This window comes from Mycolicibacterium aubagnense (assembly GCF_010730955.1).
Lineage (GTDB): Bacteria > Actinomycetota > Actinomycetes > Mycobacteriales > Mycobacteriaceae > Mycobacterium > Mycobacterium aubagnense.
In genome coordinates, this window is sequence record NZ_AP022577.1 from 4,295,282 (window position 1) to 4,314,543 (window position 19,262).

General features: G+C 67.7%; 15 protein-coding genes. 7 read left to right on the top strand and 8 right to left on the bottom strand.

The genetic code is table 11. The annotated features are described in order from the left end of the window. Positions 1-77 precede the first annotated feature (77 nt). The 4 genes from G6N59_RS20580 (at position 78) to purH (ending at position 4,894) form a co-directional block, all read left to right on the top strand. Complete coding sequence (locus tag G6N59_RS20580; protein WP_163911535.1) at positions 78-1,031, top strand: DUF5336 domain-containing protein; 954 nt, start codon at positions 78-80, stop codon at positions 1,029-1,031. Between the two features lie 76 nt (positions 1,032-1,107). Next, positions 1,108-2,664, top strand: a complete 1,557-nt coding sequence (locus G6N59_RS20585; protein ID WP_138228690.1) for a cell division protein PerM — start codon at positions 1,108-1,110, stop codon at positions 2,662-2,664. Between the two features lie 9 nt (positions 2,665-2,673). Further along, positions 2,674-3,324, top strand: a complete 651-nt coding sequence (purN, locus tag G6N59_RS20590; RefSeq protein WP_138228691.1) for a phosphoribosylglycinamide formyltransferase — start codon at positions 2,674-2,676, stop codon at positions 3,322-3,324. A gap of 1 nt (position 3,325) precedes the next feature. After that, positions 3,326-4,894, top strand: coding sequence for a bifunctional phosphoribosylaminoimidazolecarboxamide formyltransferase/IMP cyclohydrolase (gene purH, locus G6N59_RS20595; RefSeq protein ID WP_138228692.1), 1,569 nt, complete (start codon positions 3,326-3,328; stop codon positions 4,892-4,894). A gap of 64 nt (positions 4,895-4,958) precedes the next feature. Here the strand turns inward: purH and mqo are convergent, their stop codons facing one another. Further along, positions 4,959-6,377: a malate dehydrogenase (quinone) gene (gene mqo, locus G6N59_RS20600; protein ID WP_138228693.1), complete on the bottom strand. Its 1,419-nt coding sequence runs from the start codon at positions 6,375-6,377 to the stop codon at positions 4,959-4,961. An 84-nt stretch (positions 6,378-6,461) separates the two neighbouring features. On the opposite strand from mqo, the gene G6N59_RS20605 reads away from it, so the two are divergent. Next, positions 6,462-7,355: a LysR family transcriptional regulator gene (locus tag G6N59_RS20605; RefSeq protein WP_138228694.1), complete on the top strand. Its 894-nt coding sequence runs from the start codon at positions 6,462-6,464 to the stop codon at positions 7,353-7,355. Here G6N59_RS20605 and G6N59_RS20610 read toward each other — a convergent pair. Beyond that, positions 7,352-8,365 carry an alpha/beta hydrolase gene (locus G6N59_RS20610; protein WP_138228695.1) on the bottom strand — a complete coding sequence of 338 codons (1,014 nt, stop codon included), beginning with the start codon at positions 8,363-8,365 and terminating at the stop codon, positions 7,352-7,354. The genes G6N59_RS20605 and G6N59_RS20610 overlap by 4 nt on opposite strands. Before the next feature lie 76 nt (positions 8,366-8,441). Here G6N59_RS20610 and G6N59_RS20615 point away from each other — a divergent pair, with 76 nt between their 5' ends. Together G6N59_RS20615 and G6N59_RS20620 are read left to right on the top strand one after the other, a co-directional pair. Continuing rightward, positions 8,442-9,836, top strand: coding sequence for a sigma 54-interacting transcriptional regulator (locus tag G6N59_RS20615; protein ID WP_138228696.1), 1,395 nt, complete (start codon positions 8,442-8,444; stop codon positions 9,834-9,836). After that, on the top strand, positions 9,829-11,796 hold the full coding sequence (locus G6N59_RS20620) for a vWA domain-containing protein (RefSeq protein ID WP_138228697.1): 1,968 nt from the start codon (positions 9,829-9,831) through the stop codon (positions 11,794-11,796). The genes G6N59_RS20615 and G6N59_RS20620 overlap by 8 nt, the downstream gene beginning before the upstream one ends. Before the next feature lie 142 nt (positions 11,797-11,938). Here the strand turns inward: G6N59_RS20620 and G6N59_RS20625 are convergent, their stop codons facing one another. From G6N59_RS20625 to G6N59_RS20650, 6 genes are all read right to left on the bottom strand, one after another. Next, the gene (locus G6N59_RS20625) at positions 11,939-13,171 is read right to left on the bottom strand and encodes a DUF1501 domain-containing protein (RefSeq protein WP_138228698.1); all 1,233 of its coding nucleotides are present in this window, start codon (positions 13,169-13,171) and stop codon (positions 11,939-11,941) included. 8 nt (positions 13,172-13,179) lie between these two features. Next, the gene (locus G6N59_RS20630; RefSeq protein ID WP_138228699.1) at positions 13,180-14,481 is read right to left on the bottom strand and encodes a DUF1800 domain-containing protein; all 1,302 of its coding nucleotides are present in this window, start codon (positions 14,479-14,481) and stop codon (positions 13,180-13,182) included. Between the two features lie 173 nt (positions 14,482-14,654). Beyond that, a complete protein-coding gene (locus G6N59_RS20635) occupies positions 14,655-15,239 on the bottom strand; it encodes a DUF1707 SHOCT-like domain-containing protein (protein WP_138228700.1) in 585 nt (194 codons plus the stop codon). Positions 15,240-15,329: 90 nt separating this feature from the next. Continuing rightward, on the bottom strand, positions 15,330-16,097 hold the full coding sequence (locus G6N59_RS20640; protein WP_138228701.1) for an enoyl-CoA hydratase family protein: 768 nt from the start codon (positions 16,095-16,097) through the stop codon (positions 15,330-15,332). A gap of 11 nt (positions 16,098-16,108) precedes the next feature. Next, positions 16,109-17,272, bottom strand: coding sequence for an acyl-CoA dehydrogenase family protein (locus G6N59_RS20645; protein WP_138228702.1), 1,164 nt, complete (start codon positions 17,270-17,272; stop codon positions 16,109-16,111). After that, a complete protein-coding gene (locus G6N59_RS20650; protein ID WP_138228703.1) occupies positions 17,269-19,245 on the bottom strand; it encodes an acetyl/propionyl/methylcrotonyl-CoA carboxylase subunit alpha in 1,977 nt (658 codons plus the stop codon). The genes G6N59_RS20645 and G6N59_RS20650 overlap by 4 nt, the downstream gene beginning before the upstream one ends. Positions 19,246-19,262: the final 17 nt, after the last annotated feature.

Sequence of the window (19,262 nt, forward strand, 5' to 3'; positions counted from 1 at the left end):
CGGGTCCAACTGATGCCGGGCACCCTCAGTGAAGTGCGCTAGCGTGGTTGGTCGAGTCGAGCAGTACAGGAGACGTCATGACGTACCAGCCCGGTAACTCCGGCTATCCGCCCGCCCAGCAGCCCAGCCAGTACAGCAACCAGTACGCCGGGCCGACCCAGCAGTTCAATCGTCTGCCCGAGCAGATCCCGGCTGCGCCCGCTGCGCCGGCCGGCCCGAGCAAACTGCCTGAGTACCTGACCACCGCGGTCGCGGCGCTCGGCCTACTCATCTTCGGCTTCAACTTCGCGCCCCAGCTGGGTGCGGGAGGCCTGGATGCAGGCACCGGCAGCATCCTGACCCAGGCGCCGAGCGTGGTCGCCGTGCTGGCCGCGCTGCTCGCCGGTGTGAGCCTGCTGCCCAAGCAGAAGAGCTTCAAGTCGTGGGTCGCCATCCTCGCGGTGCTGGCCCTGCTGCTGGTGATCAACGAGATCGTGCAGGCGCCCAATGGCGTGGAGGTCGAGTGGGGCCTCTACACCGTGCTGGTGCTGTCGGTTCTGCAGGCAGGTAGCGCCGTGGCGGCGCTGCTGCTGGACGCCGGCGTCATCCAGCCTCCGGCGCCGCGCCCGCAGCCCGATCCGTACAACTACGGCGGACCGGCACAGGGCTACAACCCGCAGGCGCAGTACTACGGCCAGCAGCCGCAGCAGCAGTACGGCCAGCAGACCGGCCAGCACTTCGGCCAGCAGGGTGGTTACCAGCCGCAGGCTCAGAACGGGCCGATCGGCGGCTACACCGGTCAGCAGGGCACGCCGCAGCACGGTGCCGACTCCGGTCCGCCGACCCCTCCGACCGGGTTCCCCGCGTTCGGTCAGCCGCAGCAGTCGGCCGGCCAGTCGTCGGCCCCGCAGCAGTCGGCCGGCCCGGCGTCTTCGGCCTCTGAGGCGGTAGTCGGATCGTCGTCGTACACCTCGACGCCGAGCGTTCCGGGCGTCACGGGATCCGGCTCTGAGCCGACAACGACTTTCCAGCAACCCCCGGCTCCGCAGTAATCGGGTCCGGCGTCGTCATAATCGCTAGGGCACTCGCGACAGGCGGGTGAAGACCTCGCGAGGAGTGACCCAGCTAGTGGATAACCGACCAGTCGGTACGGGCCAGGCGCGCGACCTGCTTCGGGTTGCGTTCGGCCCGTCGGGCATCGCCCTGGCGATCATCGCTGCGCTGGTGCTGATCCAGCTGGTCATCGCCAACAGCGATCTGACCGGCGCGTTCGGCGCGATGGCCAGCATGTGGCTCGGCGTGCACGGCGTGCCGGTGTCCATCGGCGGTGCCGAACTCGGCGTGATGCCGCTGGCCCCACTGCTGGCCATGGTCTGGGGCACCGCCCGCACCACGGCGGCCGCGACGCGGCCGGGTGCGTCGTGGTTCGTGGTCCGGTGGATCGTCGCGTCGGCGCTCGGTGGCCCTTTGCTGATCGCGGCGATTGCGCTCGCGGTGATCCACGACGCGTCGTCGGTGCTCACTGAGTTACAGACGCCCAGCGCGCTCCAAGCGTTCGGCTGCGTCCTGGCCGTGCATGCCTTCGGTGCGGCCTTCGGCGTCGGCTCGCGACTGCAGGGGCGACTGCTGACCGACGCCCACCTGCCGTACTGGCTTCCCGAAGCGCTGCGCGCGGCATTGGCCGGGGTGCTGGCCCTGCTCGGCCTGTCGGGGCTGGTCGCGGTCGGCTCGATGGTCGTGCACTGGTCGACGATGCACGATCTCTTCGGGATCACCGATTCGGTGTTCGGCCAGCTCAGCCTGACCGTGCTGTCCGCGCTGTACATCCCGAACGTCATGGTCGGAGCGGCGGCGGTGGCCGTCGGCTCGAGCGTGCACGTCGGGCTGGCGACGTTCAGTTCGTTCACGGTGCTCGGCGGCGACGTTCCTGCCGTGCCGGTGCTGGCCGCGGTGCCGTCGCCTCCGCTCGGCCCGGTGTGGGTGGCGCTGCTGATCATCGCGGCAGCCTCGGCGGTGGCGGTGGGGCAGCAGTGCGCGCGGCGTCCGGCCCCATGGCCGATTGCGTTCGCCAAATTGGCGGTGGCATCGCTGCTCGCTGCAGTGATGATGGTCGTGCTGGCGATCGCGGGCAGTGGTCGCCTCGGTAACTTCGGTGAGCTCGGCGTGGACCAGACGACGTTCGGGCCTGCGGTGTTCCTGTGGTTCGTGTCGATCGGCGGCCTCACGGTGACCATGGCCGGTGGACTGACACGTCGGCCTGAGCGGCCGGCGCCCGTCGCACCTCTGGACGACGAACAGCATGGCGAGGAACCGGGCGCGGCCGGTGTCGTCGAGGACGACGAACCCATTACCGAGACCCTGTTCGGCGACGTGCCGGCAGCAGCCATGGACGTGGATGACGATTCACACTTCGCCGGTGGCCCGGCGTTCGAACAGGCTGCGGAGCCGGCCCCCGTGCCTGAGCCCGAGCCGGCCCCCGTGCCTGAGCCCGAGCCTGCCCCCGCGCCTGAGCCCGTGACGAAACCCGCCGAACCCCGCCGGCCGGCGCGTCCCGAACCCGACATGACCCCGGCGCCGGCGGAGGCGTATCAGTCCGGCACGACCGATCGCATCGGCGAACACGTCGCCTTCGACCCCGACGAGGACCCTGAGGCGCATTTCGTCGTCGACGACGACGGCCACTAGGCTGCTTACGTGCAGCAACCGCTCCGTGTGCCCCCGACTGCGCCGGCGCGGCTCGTCGTTCTGGCGTCGGGGACCGGCTCGCTGCTCGAATCACTGCTGGCAGCGGCCGTCGGAGACTACCCGGCGCGCGTCGTGGCGGTCGGAACGGACCGCGATTGCCGGGCGCTGGAGATCGGCGCTGCCGCGGGCGCGGCGACGTTCACGACCCAGCTGCGCGACCACGCCGACCGGGCCGCCTGGGACGTCGCACTGACCGAAGCGGTCGCAGCCCACGAGCCGGACCTGGTGGTCTCGGCGGGCTTCATGAAGATTCTGGGGCCGACGTTTCTCGCGCGCTTCCAGGGCCGGGTGCTGAACACCCATCCCGCGCTGCTGCCGTCGTTTCCCGGGGCGCACGCGGTGTCCGAGGCCCTCGCGTACGGGGTGCGGGTCACCGGCAGCACGGTGCACCTGGTGGATGCCGGTACGGATACGGGGCCGATTCTGGCGCAGGAGCCGGTGGCGGTACTCGACGGCGACGACGAATCGTCGCTGCACGAACGGATCAAGGTCGTCGAGCGACGACTGTTGGTGGATGTGATCGCCGCGGTGGCCCTCCGCGGTGTGACGTGGAGTGGGCGAAAGGCGGCCATCGGGTGCCGCGGAGGTGAGGAGCAATAGGATGACGCGACGACCTATTCGGCGTGCGCTGATCAGCGTGTACGACAAGACCGGCCTGCCGGAGCTGGCCCGCGGGCTGCACGCGGCCGGCGTGATCCTGGTATCGACCGGCTCGACTGCGAAAACCATTGCTGCCGAGGGTATTCCGGTCACCCCCGTGGAAGAGGTCACCGGTTTCCCGGAGGTCCTGGACGGCCGGGTCAAGACGCTGCATCCGCGCGTGCACGCCGGCCTGCTGGCCGACACCCGCAAGGCCGAGCACCTGGCCGCACTGGACGAGCTCGGGGTCGAAGCGTTCGAACTCGTTGTGGTGAACCTGTACCCGTTCACGCAGACCGTGGCGTCGGGTGCATCCGAGGACGAGTGCGTCGAGCAGATCGACATCGGTGGCCCGTCGATGGTGCGTGCCGCGGCGAAGAACCACCCGAGCGTCGCGGTTGTGGTGGACCCGCTGGGTTACGACGGTGTGCTGGCCGCAGTCCGGGCCGGAGGATTCACGCTCGAAGAGCGAAAGAAGTTGGCGTCGCTGGCTTTCCGGCACACCGCCGAGTACGACGTGGCTGTGGCGTCCTGGATGGGGTCGGTGCTGGTGCCCGGTGACGACGAGGCGTCCGCCGCCGGCATGCCGGCCTGGCTCGGTTCGACCTGGCGTCGCAGTGATGTGCTGCGCTACGGCGAGAACCCGCACCAGAAGGCCGCGCTCTACAGCGACGACGCCGGCTGGCCGGGTCTGGCTCAGGCCGAGCAGCTGCACGGAAAAGAGATGTCCTACAACAACTACACCGACGCTGACGCGGCATGGCGGGCAGCGTTCGACCACGAGGACATCTGCGTGGCCATCATCAAGCACGCCAACCCGTGCGGTATTGCGGTGTCGTCGATCTCGGTGGCCGACGCGCACCGCAAGGCGCACGAGTGCGACCCGCTGAGCGCGTTCGGTGGCGTCATCGCGGCCAACACGGCAGTGACCGAGGAGATGGCCGAGACCGTCGCGGACATCTTCACCGAGGTGATCGTCGCCCCTGCCTTCGAGCCGGGTGCCGTCGAAATCCTGAGCCGCAAGAAGAACATTCGCATCCTGGTGGCCAGCGAACCGCAGCCCGGTGGCACCGAGTTCCGTCAGGTCAGCGGTGGCCTGCTGGTGCAGCAGCGCGACGCGCTGGACGCCGCCGGCGACGACCCGGCGAACTGGACCCTGGCGACCGGTACACCGGCCAACCCGGAGACGTTGGCCGACTTGGTGTTTGCCTGGCGCGCGTGCCGTGCGGTGAAGTCGAACGCGATCGTCGTCGCCGCCAACGGCGCCACGGTCGGTGTCGGTATGGGTCAGGTGAACCGGGTCGACGCGGCCCGGCTCGCAGTCGAGCGGGGCGGTGACCGGGTTCGCGGCGCTGTCGCTGCCTCTGATGCCTTCTTCCCGTTCCCGGACGGCCTGGAGACCCTGACCAACGCCGGCGTGAAAGCCATTGTGCACCCGGGTGGTTCGGTCCGCGATGACGAAGTGACCGCGGCGGCCGCTGCTGCGGGCATCACGCTGTACCTGACCGGCGCTCGGCACTTCGCCCACTAGGTCTTGATTGGCTGTGTGGCCAGGTTTGCACGCGGATGTTTCGTGCGGACCTGGCCATTTGGCGTCAGAGGCCCAGTCGTACCTCGGTATCGCGGTTGGCAACTGCGGTGTCCATGCGCACTTGCCAGGAGGTGGCCCAGCGCTCGGGGAAGCACCGCTGCAGCAGCTCGACCATGATCGGTACGGCGGTCGAGGCGCCCGGTGAGGCACCCAACAGCCCGGCGATCGTGCCGTCGGCCGAGCAGACGAGCTCGGTTCCTGACCGCAGTGCACCGATGCGCTCGGCGTCCGGGGTGACGAGTTGGGCTCGTTGTCCCGCCGGCACCAGCTCCCAGTCCTGAGGATCGGCGCCCGGGTAATACCGTTGCAGCTGCTTGATTTTCCCGCCGCGAGGGGTGAGCAATTCGCTGATCAGGTATCGCACCAACGGCAGGCTCTGTGCCGCGGCTGCGGCCAGCACGTGCAGGTTGTGCCACCGCAGCGTCGTGAAAAAGTCGGTGAGCTTGCCACCCTTGAGAAGCTTGGTGCTGAAGGTGGCATAGGGACCGAACATCAGGTAGTCCTCACCGCCGATCACCCGTTTGTCCAAGTGCGGCACCGACATCGGCGGGGCGCCTATCGCGGCCTGGCCGTAGACCTTGACCCGATGCTGGGAGACGACGTCGGGTCGCGAGCACCGGAGAAAGGCTGCGCCGACGGGCAGGACACCGTAGCCCCGGACTTCGGGCAGGTGTGCGCGCTGCAGCAGGCGTAGGGCGAAACCTCCGGCGCCGACGAACACGTGCCGCGCCCTCAGCTGAAATCTATTGCGCGAGTCTGTACGTCGACCACTGACGAGCCAGGTCCCGTCCGGGTTCTGGCGCAGTCGGTGCGCATCATGACCGAGCCGGACCTCGCCTCCGTTCGAGGTGATGATTCGGGCCAGTCCGCGGGTGAGCGCGCCGAAGTCGACATCGGTGCCTCCGGGGTGCCGGGTTGCCGCGACCGCTTGTTCGGAGTCGCGCCCGGCCATCACCAGCGGCGCCCAGCCGGCGATTGTCGTGGGATCATCGCTGAACACGAGATCGGCGAACAGCGGGTCGGCGCTGAGGGTTTCGAACCGCCGCCGTAGGTACGCCACGTCGTGGTCGCCGAACACCACATCCATGTGCGGCGTGCCATGGACGAACGTCGTCGGATCGAGCAGGTCCTGGTCGGCCAGGTGTGCCCACCATTGCCGGGACAGGTGGAATTGCTTCGCGATCGCGGCGGCCACCGAGCCGTCGGCTGGGTCGGGCATGTAGTTGAGCTCGCAATAGCCCGAGTGGCCTGTGCCGGCGTTGTTCCACGGTCCGCTGCTCTCGGTTGCGATGTCGGATGCTCGCTCGATCAACATGATTCGCCACTGCGGCTCCAACGTGCTGATCATGGCGCCGAGCGTGGCTGACATGATGCCGCCACCGATGAGGAGAACGTCGGCGATGTCGGGTTCAGCGGTAGGCATGGTTGCTCCTTGTCTCGTCGTACCCAGCATCGCTCCGCCAAGTTCAATCCGTCCAATGAATGTTTTGCCTATTACCATCCAAATATGGATCAATGGATGAGTCAGCTCGCGCCGCAACTGCGGGCGCTCGAGGAGCTTGATTCCCAAGACGGGCACATGACCCGCGCCGCCGACAGTCTGGGGATTCCGCAGTCGTCGATGAGTCGGCGTATTCATGCGTTGGAGAAGACACTGGGCGTCCGGTTGCTCACCCAGGAGGGCCGGACCGTACGTCTGACGCCGGCCGCAGTGCAGCTTGCCGGGCAGGCCCGGCGTCCGCTGCGTGAGCTGGAAGCGACCATCGAGACGATCGCAGGGGAAGCCGATCCCGAGCACGGCACCATCCGGTTCGGCTTTCCCTTGACCATGGGAGCCGGCGTGGTTCCCCGCCTGGTCACCGAATTCCACCGGCGCGCACCGGGAATCCGGCTGCAGATCAAACAGGCTCACGGCAGCGAACTGGCCGCGGACCTCAAGGCCGGGACGCTCGATGTGGCAGTGGTCATTCCTCCGCCCGGCAATGTCGATCATGTGGTGATCGGCGGCCAACATATTCGGGTCGTGTTACCCGCCGCTCATCCGCTCGCCGCACGTCGTCGTCTCCGGTTGGACGAACTGCGAGACGAAACGTTCATTGCCAACCCGGCCAGCTATCACCTGCGGCAAGCGACTGAAATCTGGTGTCGTGATTCGGGTTTCACGCCGCACGTGCCGGTGGAGATCACCGAATTCTCGACGATCCGCGAGCTCGTCGGGCGGGGGATGGGTATTGCGCTGCTGCCGCACGATGAGCACACGTCGCGCAAGGTCCGGGAAATTCCGTTGATACCCAACACCTATCAGCGACAGATCGCACTTGCGTGGGCGTCGACCGCGGTCACTCCCGCGGCTCGGCGGCTGCTCACCTTCCTGCGTGCTGAATGGTCGGCCGGTGCTTAGGACGCGACCTCGCCGGACTGCTGCGTGGTGGCGTATGCGAAGAAGTCCACGATCTCGGCGACGGCCTTGCGGGCATCCGGGTTGACGTCGAAGCTCAGCTGGAACATGTGCATCGCCTTGTCCCAGACCTGAACCCATGCGAGAGCGCCGGCAGTGCGCAGCGCGTCGGCGAGCGCGAACGAGTCATTGCGCAGCATCTCGCTGTTGCCGACCTGAAGGAGCGTCGGTCCCAGGCCGTGCAGGTCGGCTTCGGTAGGCATCTCCGGCACCGGATGGGTGCCGTTCTTCGTCGCGAAGACGTCGTAGAGGTACTTCACCGCCATGAACGGGAACAGCACGTCGCGGTGTTCGAGCATCGCGTTGTACTTCAGATTCATGTCGGACGACGTCAGCGGCGACAGCAGGATTTGGCCGGCAGGCACCTGCAGGCCCGCATCACGCACAGCGAGTGCGGTGCCGGTGGCGATCAGGCCGCCGGCGGAGTCGCCCGCGAACACGATCTTCTTCGCGTCGACGCCGGAGGCCAGCACCAGGCGGTAGGCGCACACGCCGTCGGCGATGGCGTCCTCGATCAGGGCCTGCGGTGCCAGTCGATAGCCCACGTTCAGGACCCGGGCGCCGGTCGCGGCAGAAAGCTTGCTGGCCCAGCGGCGGTGCGAGTTCAGGCCGAGGGTGATCAGCGCCGAACCGTGGAAGTAGATCATCACGCGATCGGAATCCTGTGCGCCGGGCGCGACGATCCATTCGGCGTCGCAGTCGTCCAACGCGATCGGTGTCACCGTCGTGCCGGGCAGCGCGCGGAACGCGCGGAACGGCCCATCGATGATGTCGTAGCGGCCTCGCTGGACCAGGTTGGGATGGAACCGGTTGACGACCATGCCAATGAGCGTGAGCAGGGCGATTACCGGGCGGACGAACACCGCGGTCAGCCCGCCGAGCAGTCGGCTCTGCCACGCGGCGGGGCCGAACTCGAGGTCGGTGGGGCGGTGAGTCCAGTCGAGCGAGTTCACGATACCGAGGGTACTGGGTAAAGCTCCAGAGCCCAAGGTGCTGCCGGTCACGAAGCACCGTCGTAGCGTGGAGGTCGTGACATCACCTAACGACCTTCCAGCCGACCTGCCGAAGACCGTCGGCGCGTTGAAAGCAACGGGCCACCGCGAACGGGGCATCAAGACCGAGATCCGCGAGAACCTGCTGGCAGCGCTGGCTGACGGCAAGGACGTCTGGCCCGGCATCTTCGGTTTCGAGGACACCGTGCTGCCGCAGCTGGAGCGTGCGCTGATCGCCGGGCACGACGTCGTGCTGCTCGGCGAGCGCGGGCAGGGCAAGACCCGTCTGCTGCGCGGTCTGGTTGGTCTGTTGGACGAATGGACCCCCGTCATCGTGGGCTCGGAGCTGGGCGAGCACCCCTACTCGCCGATCACGCCCGAGTCGATCCGCCGGGCTGCGGATTCAGGCGACGATCTGCCGATCACCTGGCAACACCGCAGCGAGCGCTATTTCGAGAAGCTGGCGACGCCCGACACCAGCGTCGCCGACCTGGTCGGCGACATCGACCCCATCAAGGTCGCGGAGGGACGCAGCCTGGGTGACCCGGAAACCATCGCCTACGGCCTCATCCCGCGGGCGCACCGCGGCATCGTCGCGATCAACGAGCTGCCCGACCTCGCCGAGCGCATCCAGGTCGCGATGCTCAACGTGATGGAGGAGCGCGACATCCAGGTCCGCGGCTACACGCTGCGCCTGCCATTGGACGTGCTCGTGGTCGCCAGCGCCAACCCTGAGGACTACACCAACCGTGGCCGCATCATCACGCCGCTGAAGGACCGGTTCGGCGCCGAGATTAGGACGCACTACCCGTTGGAACTCGACGCCGAGGTCGGCGTCATCAAGCAAGAGGCGCACCTGGCCGCCGAGGTGCCGGAGTATCTGCTGCAGATTCTGGCCCGCTTTGCGCGGTACCTGCGGGAGTCGCAGTCGATCGACCAGCGTTCCGGTGTGTCGGCCCGATTCGCCATCGCGGCGGCGGAAACCGTTGGCGCGGCGGCCCGGCACCGATCGGCCGTGCTGGGCGAGCAGGACCCCGTGGCCCGCGTGGTGGATCTGCAGACGGTGATCGGCGTACTGCGCGGCAAGCTGGAATTCGAGTCCGGCGAGGAAGGGCGCGAGCAGGCGGTGTTGGAACACCTGTTGCGCCGCGCGACAGCAGACACCGCGCAGCGGCTGCTCGGTGGCATCGACGTCGGTTCGCTGGTCGCTGCGGTGGAAGGGGATTCACCGGTGACGACGGGCGAGCGGGTGTCGGCCAAGGACGTCCTGGCCGCGCTGCCCGACCTGCCGGTGATCGACGCGATCGCCGACCGGTTGGGAGCGCAGTCGGACGGCGAGCGGGCGGCGGCCGTCGAGCTGGCGCTGGAGGCGCTGTATCTGGCCAAGCGCATCGACAAGACCTCTGACGACGGCGAAACGGTTTATGGCTGATCACCTCTCGCGGTACTCGCGCTACACCGGCGGGCCCGACCCGCTGGCGCCTCCCGTCGACTTGAGGGAGGCGCTGGAGCAGATCGGGCAGGAGGTCATGGAGGGGGTCTCGCCCCGGCGGGCGCTCTCCGAACTGCTGCGTCGCGGTACCCAGAATATGCGCGGCGCCGACCGGCTGGCTGCCGAGGCCAACCGGCGCCGCCGGGAGTTGCTGTCGCGCAACAATCTTGACGGCACGCTGCAGGAAATCAGGAAGCTGCTCGACGAGGCCGTGCTCGCCGAACGCAAGGAGTTGGCCCGGGCGCTCGATGACGACGCGCGGTTCGGTGAGTTGCAGCTGGAGTCGTTGTCGCCATCACCGGCCAAGGCCGTGCAGGAGCTCTCCGAATACGACTGGCGTTCAGCGGAAGCGCGGCAGAAGTACGACCAGATCAAGGATCTGTTGGGCCGGGAGATGCTGGACCAGCGGTTCGCGGGCATGAAGGACGCGCTGGAGAACGCCACCGACGAGGACCGGCAGGCCGTCAATGACATGCTCGACGACCTGAACAGCCTCTTGGAGAAACACTCCAAAGGTGAAGATACGCAACAGGATTTCCAGGATTTCATGGCCAAGCACGGCCAGTTCTTCCCCGAAAATCCGCAGAACGTCGACGAGCTGCTGGACTCCCTGGCCCAGCGTGCCGCGGCCGCACAGCGATTCCGCAACAGCCTGTCGCCCGATCAGCGAGCCGAATTGGATGCGTTGGCGCAGCAGGCCTTCGGGTCGCCGTCACTGATGAACGCGCTGAACCGGCTCGACGCCAACCTGCGGGCCGCCCGCCCCGGCGAGGACTGGACCGGCGAGCGGAGTTTCACGGGCAACAACCCGCTGGGTATGGGTGAGGCCGCTCAGGCGATGGCGGATATCGCGGAGTTGGAGCAACTGGCGGAACAACTTTCGCAGAGTTACGCCGGCGCCCAGATGGACGACGTCGATCTGGACATGCTCGCCCGACAACTGGGCGACGAAGCCGCCGTCGACGCGCGCGCCTTGGCGGAGCTGGAACGCACCCTGATGAACCAGGGCTTCCTGGATCGTGGCTCGGACGGGCAGTGGCGGTTGTCGCCGAAAGCCATGCGCCAGCTCGGGCAGGCGGCACTGCGTGATGTGGCGCAACAGCTTTCCGGCCGGCGCGGCGAACGGGACACCCGCCGGGCCGGTGCCGCCGGTGAGCTGACCGGGGCCACCCGGCCGTGGCAGTTCGGTGATACCGAGCCGTGGAACGTCACGCGGACGTTGACCAATGCCGTGCTGCGTCAGGCGGGTACGGATCCCGAGGGACCGCTGCGGATCACGGTCGACGACGTCGAGATCTCGGAAACCGAGACTCGGACACAGGCTGTGGTGGCGCTGCTGGTGGACACCTCGTTCTCCATGGTGATGGAGAACCGGTGGTTGCCGATGAAGCGCACCGCGCTGGCGCTCAATCATCTGGTGAGTACTCGATTCCGGTCGGATGCGTTGCAGATCATCGCATTTGGCCGACATGCCCGCACAGTGACCGCGGCCGAACTGACGGGGTTGGAAGGCGTCTACGAGCAGGGCACCAACCTGCACCATGCCTTGCTGCTCGCCGGGCGGCACCTGCGTCGTCATCCCAATGCGCAGCCGGTCGTTCTGGTGGTCACCGACGGCGAGCCGACGGCTCACTTGGAGCAGTACCGCGAGGGGACCGAGACGTTCTTCGACTACCCGCCGCATCCGCGCACCATCGCCTTCACGGTGCGCAGCTTCGACGAGGTGGCCCGAATGGGCGCGCAGATCACCATCTTCCGGTTGGGGAGTGATCCGGGCCTGGCCCGGTTCATCGACCAGGTGGCCCGGCGCGTCGAAGGTCGCGTCGTGGTGCCCGAACTGGATGGCTTGGGTGCCGCCGTGGTCGGCGACTACCTCCGCTCGCGGCGGCGCCGGCGCTGACTTCCCCTGCGAGCGTGCGTGTCTACGCACGGCACGCCGCGCTGTCCGTGCACGCTACGCACGTTCGCCGACCGCGAGCACTACCTCAATGCATGCGTGGGACGGTGTGTCGGAGACAAACACGCACGCTCGCGGGAGCGGGCTAGGCCAGGAAGCCGAGGTCCTTGCGGTTGCTGCCGACCACAGGCCCTGGATCAGTACCCAGTGTCCGGGTGAGCACCTCGTGATAGACATCGCGAAAGTCTGTGGTCACCTTCAGATCGCCATTGTCCAGATCGGTCAGTGACGGCTCGTCGCCGTAGAAGCCACCCTTGACCGGTGCGCCGGCGATGAACATCGGACCGGCCGTGCCGTGGTCGGTGCCCTGCGACGCGTTGGCACGTACTCGGCGGCCGAACTCTGAATACGCCATCAGCACAACGTTTCTTCCGTGCGGATCGCCGGCGATCTGGTCGAGAAAGCCGGTCACCGCGGCGTCGAGTTGGCCCAGCAGCCGCTGCTGGGTTCCGCGTTCGTCGGCGTGCGTGTCGAATCCGCCCAGGCTGACGCTGTACACCCGCGTCGGTACGCCGGCCTTGATGCAGCGCGCCACCACGCCGAGTTGATCGGCAAGTGCGTTGCCCGACTTGCTCTTTGCGGTCGGCGACTTACCCTTGTGCGAGGCCGGCCGGGTACCGGCTTGCGTGGCGGGCTGCAGTGCGGCGTCGGTTCTCTGCGCAGCCCGATACGACTGGCGTACCATGGCCATGGCCGGGGTGTCCTGGGCGGCCGGCGCGCCGAGGGCATCGATGGTGTTGGCGAACGACTTCACCGTATGGTCACCATTGACCGAAAGTGCTGCAGCGGTGACCTTTTCGCCGACTGCGAGGGGTGGCAGGACCGTGCCGATGTTCACCGCGCGCAGCGGATCGTCCCCGGTGGCGTCGAGCCACCGTCCGATCCAGCCGGTAGGCACCGGCTCGTCCGGCGAGGCGGTCTGCCAGATATCCATCGACCGGAAATGGCTGTGATCGGGTTTGGGGTAGCCGACCCCGCGGATCACCGCGAGTTGCCGCTTCTGCCACAACCCGGCGAGGCCGCGCATCCCGGGGTTCAACCCGAACGCCGAGTCGAGATGCAGCACTTCGGATGCGGCGTAAGCCAATTCGGGCCGGGACTGGTGGTAGGCGGAGTCTGCGTACGGGATCAGCGTGTTGATGCCGTCGTTGCCGCCATACATCGTGACCAGCACCAAGATGCCTGATCCCTGTGCCAGCGGACGATCGTGCGCCGCTTGCAGCAGGTCGGGCAATCCGAAGGTGGCGCCGGCCAGCAGTCCCGCCGCAGTCAATCCCGTGCTGGCGAACAGAAACCTGCGCCGATTCATCTCAACCATGTCCACCCTTACGACGTCAGGTTCTCGGGCGTGTTCGCCGCAGTAGCCACCAGCTCGGGCGGGCGGTTGACCAGGGGGCGCAGCGCGGCTGCGCTCTGGTCCGACCACGACCCGATGCCGAGCAGGTAACCGGCCGCGTCGATGCGATCTGACGGCGCCGCGTCGGATACCGCGGACACGTCACCCTTGCGGGCCAGCGCGGTGGCCGCACGTAACCGAACTCCCGCACCTGCGGTGGACAGCCAAGCCTGGCCGCGCGGCCAGCCACCGACGTCAGGAGGGTAGAAGGGCTGCTGGCCAAGCATTTTCAGGGTCTGGTCGATCAGCTGAGCATTCTGCGTCGTCGGCACCTTGAGGGCGCGCACCAGCCCGACCGTCCACTCCACCGGAGTGTTCACCAGCGACGACGGATGGGAGACGAACTCCGGGTCGGTCAGGATGGCCAGCGTCAGCGCCTTCAAGTCGCGGCCGGTGCCGTAGGCGCCGACCAGGCGCGATAGCGCCGATGCCGACGGCGGGTCATCCGACGCGAGCTGCTGCCAGAGCCGTTGTGCCACATACTGTGAAGACTCGGGTCGCGCCAGAACGGCGTCACAGAATCCCGCCGCGTCCAGCGCACCCGTCACACCCAGCACGGTCTTGTCGCCGGTGTCGTGCCGTTTGTGGACCAGGTTGGACTGCCCGTCTCTGATCACCCACCCGGTCAGCGCCCGGGCTCCTTCTCGCACGTCGGATTCGGTGTAGCCGTTCCCGTGGCCGAGCGCGAAGAGCTCCATGAACTCGCGTGACAAGTTCTCGTTGGCGGCCTTCTCGGTGTTCTGCTGACCATCCAGCCAGCGCAGCATGGCCGGATCGATGAGCATCGAGTACGCGAGTGACCGGAAGTCGCCGAGGGCGCCGGCCCGTAGTTTCTGGTTCTGTGTGGCCATCAGCCCTGCCGCCCGGACCTTGCGCGCCGAGGTGGCAAAGTGGTTGTGCCACAGTAAAGTCAGCTTCTCGTGGACCGGCTGTTGAACCGACACCATGCGCTCCAGCCACCACTGCGACAGGGTGTGCAGCTGGTCACTGAGGCTGCTGTTGTACTCCTTGCGCGCGGCGGCGGTCGCGTTCTTGCCCGGCGGGGTGGTCGCCGGGAACGCCGGTAGGGGCGTCGCCTTGGCACCGGGATCGGCCTCCGGGTCGGAGTTGAGGGCCGCGGTCAGATAGTCCGGTTGCGCGACGGCGGCGTCGACGGCACGACCGGTGGTGCCGAAACCGGTGCGGCGCAATAGCCGTGCCGTGGCCATCCACTCCGCTGACTGCGTGGGCATGACGCAATGGTGAAGGGCGAGCTTAAGTGCGCGCTATGAGCCGGAGTACCTGATGCTGTGGGGTCTGGTCACGCTCGTCGCCCGCGAGCGTGACGCAAATGCGCACGCATGACGGCGTGTCGAGGACAGACGCGCACGCTCGCGGGAGGTCCAGCCCCAGCGCAAGCTCGCGGCTAGGAGGGCGGGGGCTTGCGCTTCTTGGACTTGATGCCGACGCGGCCCCACAAGGAGAAGCCGCGGATGGTGACGCGCGGGGCGCCGGGGGTGCCGCGCTGCCCGAGGTGGTCGAACGCACCCATGACACCGACGCCGTGGACGTCGACATTGACCTCGGGCGGCAGCAGGATGGTCTGCCCACCGAAGATCGAATAGGAGTGAATCTCGACGTCGGGTGAGGTGAAGTCGGCGTACCGCAGATCGATGACACCACCGCCGAACAGCGAGAACGATGTCAGCCGCTGCGGCACGTTCCAGCGGCCCCGCCGCTCGAATCCGCTCATGATCGCCAGCAGCAGCGTCGAGGGCGCGGGGTGGCACTCGCCACCCGCTTCCCACGGCGCGGTGGTGATGTATGGCAGGTCGGCGCTCAGCTTCGACAGTTCGGCGTACGTCTGCGCGGAATAGGCGCGGTTCAGTCGGTCCTCGTACTCGGACATCGGCAGGCGTCCCTGTGCGGCCGCGTCGCTGAGAAGGTGAGCGACCTGTATCCGGTCGGTATCGGCGGCGCGCATCTGTGCGCGCGAACCTGGGGTGCTCATCAGGTCGAGCGTACGACGATCACAGCAACTTGCAAGGGTGCTGTTACAAACTGTGGCCGCATCGACGTCATATCCGTTACGGGATGTGGATCACTTATTCCAGTTCGGCTGCCGCTTCTGGAGGAAGGCCATCATGCCTTCCCGCGCCTCGTCGGAGACGAACAGTTCGGCCGACTGCTTGGCCAGCTTCTCGGCATCGCGGTCGAAATCCGCCAGGATCGACGCCGTGGTCAGCGCCTTCGACGTGGCCAGACCCTGCGGTGAGCTCTTCGTGATCTCGTCGGTCAGCTGCGCCACCGCGGCAGGTACGTCGTCGGTCGCGACCGTCACGAGGCCGATCCGTTCGGCTTCTTCGGCACCGAACTTCTCACCGGTGACGAAGTAGCGACCCGCCGCGCGGGCCGTCATCTTCGGCAGCAGGGTCAGCGAGATGATCGACGGCGCCACACCGATGCGGGCCTCGGTCAACGCGAAGGTGCTCGCGGTGCCTGCGACCACCAGGTCGCAGGCACCGATCAGTCCCATGCCGCCCGCCCGGACGTGACCGTCGATCGCGGCGATCACCGGAACCGGCAGCTCCAGGATCGACCGCAGCAACCCTGCCGCCTCCAAGGCACGGGCGGTGGCAAGGTCGCCAGGGTCGCGTCCGGCAGCTTCACTCAGGTCGGCGCCGGCGCAGAACGTGCCGCCGGTGTGGCCGAGCACCACGACCCGCACGCCCGGATCGTCGGCCGCATCCGTGAGGCCCTGCCGCAACTGGTCCACCAGCGCGGTCGACATCGCATTGCGATTGTGCGGTGAGTCCAGCGTCAACCGGGCGACGCCGTTTTCGACGGAGTAATGCACAAGGGCGGTCATGGGGTTCCTGTTCAGTACGAGCGCGGCAGACCCAGTGAGGTCTGTGCGACGAAGTTCAGCACCATTTCCCGGCTGACGGGGGCGATCCGCGCCAGTCGCGACGCCGTGACGGCGGCGGCGATGCCGTACTCCTTGGTGAGACCGTTGCCGCCCAACGATTGCACCGCCTGGTCGACGGCGCGCACCGACGCCTCGCCGGCAGCGTACTTGGCCATGTTGGCGGCCTCGGCGGCACCGAAATCGTCACCGGCGTCGTACAGCGTCGCGGCCTTCTGCATCATCAGCTTGGCCAGCTCGAGCTCGATGTGGATCTGAGCCAACGGGTGGGAGATACCTTGATGAGCACCTACCGGGACTTTCCATACCTGGCGGGTCTTCACGTACTCGGTCGCGGTGCGGATGGCGAGACGGCCGGTGCCGACGGCCATGGCCGCGCCGATGATGCGCTCGGGGTTCAGACCGGCGAACAGCTGCGCGATGGCGGCGTCCTCGGAGCCGACGAGCGCATCGGCCGGTAGCCGCACCTCGTCCAGGAACACCTGGAACTGGCTCTCGGGGCTGATGATCTCCATCTCGATCTTGGTCCAGGTCAGGCCCGGCGCATCGGTGGGCACCACGAACAGCGCCGGCTTCAAGTTGCCCGTCTTGTGGTCCTCGGTGCGTCCGACGACCAGCACGGCGTCAGCCTGGTCGATGCCCGAGATGAAGACCTTCTGCCCGGACAGGATCCAGTCGCCGCCATCGCGGCGGGCCGTCGTGGTGATGCGGTGGCTGTTGGAGCCGGCGTCGGGTTCGGTGATCGCGAAGGCCATGGTGAACGAGCCGTCCGCGAGGCCCGGGACCCAGCGCTTCTTCTGCTCTTCGGTGCCGTACTTCGAGATGATGGTGCCGTTGATGGCCGACGAGACCACCATCATCAGCAGCGGACAGCCACCCGCGGCCATCTCTTCCATGACCAAGCTCAGCTCGTACATGCCGGCACCGCCACCGCCGTACTCCTCGGGCATGTTGACGCCCAGGAAGCCGAGTTTGCCGGCCTCAGCCCACAATTCGTCGGTGTGCTGCCCGGCGCGGGCCTTTTCCAGGAAGTAGTCCTGGCCGAACTTCGCGGCCATCCCGACGACGGCCTCGCGCAGCGCCTTGCGCTCTTCGGATTCGATGAAAGACACGGTCATTCTCCTTCGGGGGTTGCGTGGGGTTCGATACGAGCCATGACAGCGCCGACATCGACCTGCTGCCCGGGTTGTACGTTCAGTTCGGCGAGCACACCGGAATCCGGTGCGGCGATGGTGTGTTCCATCTTCATGGCTTCCAGCCAGATCAGGGGCTGACCGGCCGTAACCTGGTCGCCGACGGTTGCGCCGACGCGCACCACGGAGCCGGGCATCGGGGCCAGCAGCGAGCCCTTGGCGACGGCGGAGTCCGGATCCGGGAACCGCGGCCGGGTCACCAGGTGGACAGCGCCGGCGGGGGAGTCGACGAACACGTCGGCTCCGTACCGGGCGACGTCGAACGACCGCTCAACGCCGCCCCGTGACAACACCACTCGAGCGGGGTCGGTGGTCACCACGATCACGTCGTCGCAGTCGGGAAGCTCGACGCCGTCGCGGGTGAACCGGTACCGCACCTGATGCTCGGTTCCGGCTGCATCACTGTACGAACGGCTCTGGTAGCCCGACGCGAGATTCCGCCAGCCGCTCGGCGCGGCGCCGAAAACGGTTGCCGTGGCGCGGCCCCGCGCGGCGTCGGCCAGGGCGGCGGCGACGGCGGCCAGGGCGATGCCGGTGACGGCGTTGCTGCTGGGCGCCGCCAGTTCGGCCAGGCCGTGCGTGTCGAAGAACGCGGTGTCGGTGTCACCCGCCAGGAAAGCGGGGTGCCGCAACACATTCACCAACAGATCGCGGTTGGTGCGCAGGCCGTGAATGCGCGCCCGAGACAGCGCGTCGGCGAGGATTGCTGCCGCCCGGTCGCGGGTCGGTGCGAACGAGATGACCTTGGCCAGCATCGGGTCATAGAACACCGACACCACCGAACCGTCGACGATGCCGGAATCGACGCGCGTTCCGGCGCGGCCCAGAAGGCTGAACTCGGTTCGGACGCCCGGCACCTCGAATCGGTGCACCGTCCCCGCCTGTGGCTGCCAGTCCTTCGCCGGGTCCTCGGCGTAGAGCCGGGCCTCGATCGAATGTCCTTGCGTCACAGGTTGTTCGGCGGGGAGCGCGCCGCCCTCGGCCACCTCTAGCTGCAGCTCCACCAGATCGAGTCCGGTGGTCTCCTCGGTGACCGGGTGCTCGACCTGAAGGCGGGTATTCATCTCCAGGAAGAAGAAGTCACCGCCCGCATCAGACATGAACTCCACGGTGCCGGCGCCGGTGTAACCGATTGCGGTCGCGGCCAGCCGGGCCGCCTCGAACAGCTTGGCGCGCATGCCCGGAGTCCGCTCGACGAGCGGCGATGGTGCCTCTTCGATGACCTTCTGGTGACGCCGCTGAATGGAGCACTCACGTTCGCCGACGGCCCACACCGTGCCGTGCGCGTCGGCCATCACCTGCACCTCGATGTGGTGGCCGCTGGCCAGATAGCGCTCGCAGAACACCGTCGGATCGCCGAACGCCGACTGGGCCTCGCGCTGCGCGGCCGCGACTTCGGCCGGCAACGCGGACAATTCGCGAACCACGCGCATGCCGCGGCCGCCGCCGCCGGCGGAAGCCTTGATCAGCACCGGCAGTTGGTCGGCGGTGACGGTGTCGGGGTCCAGCTCGGTCAGCACCGGAACGCCGGCTGCCGACATCAGCTTCTTGGCCTCGATCTTGGAGCCCATGGCCTGCACCGCGGCCACCGGCGGGCCGATCCAGGTCAGCCCGGCGTCTTGCACCGCGGCGGCGAAATCGGGGTTCTCCGAGAGGAATCCGTAGCCGGGGTGGATGGCGTCGGCACCGGACGCCTTGGCCGCGGCAATCAGCTGGGCGGCGTCCAGATAACCGGTGCGACCCTCGAGCCGCACCCGGTCGTCGGCCTCGGCGACGTGGGGCGCGGCAACGTCGGGATCGGTGTACACCGCGACGGTGCCGATGCCGAGCCGGCGGCAGGTGGCGAACACCCGGCGAGCGATTTCACCGCGGTTGGCGACAAGGACTTTTTGAATCATCGCGTGTTCTTTCTGCT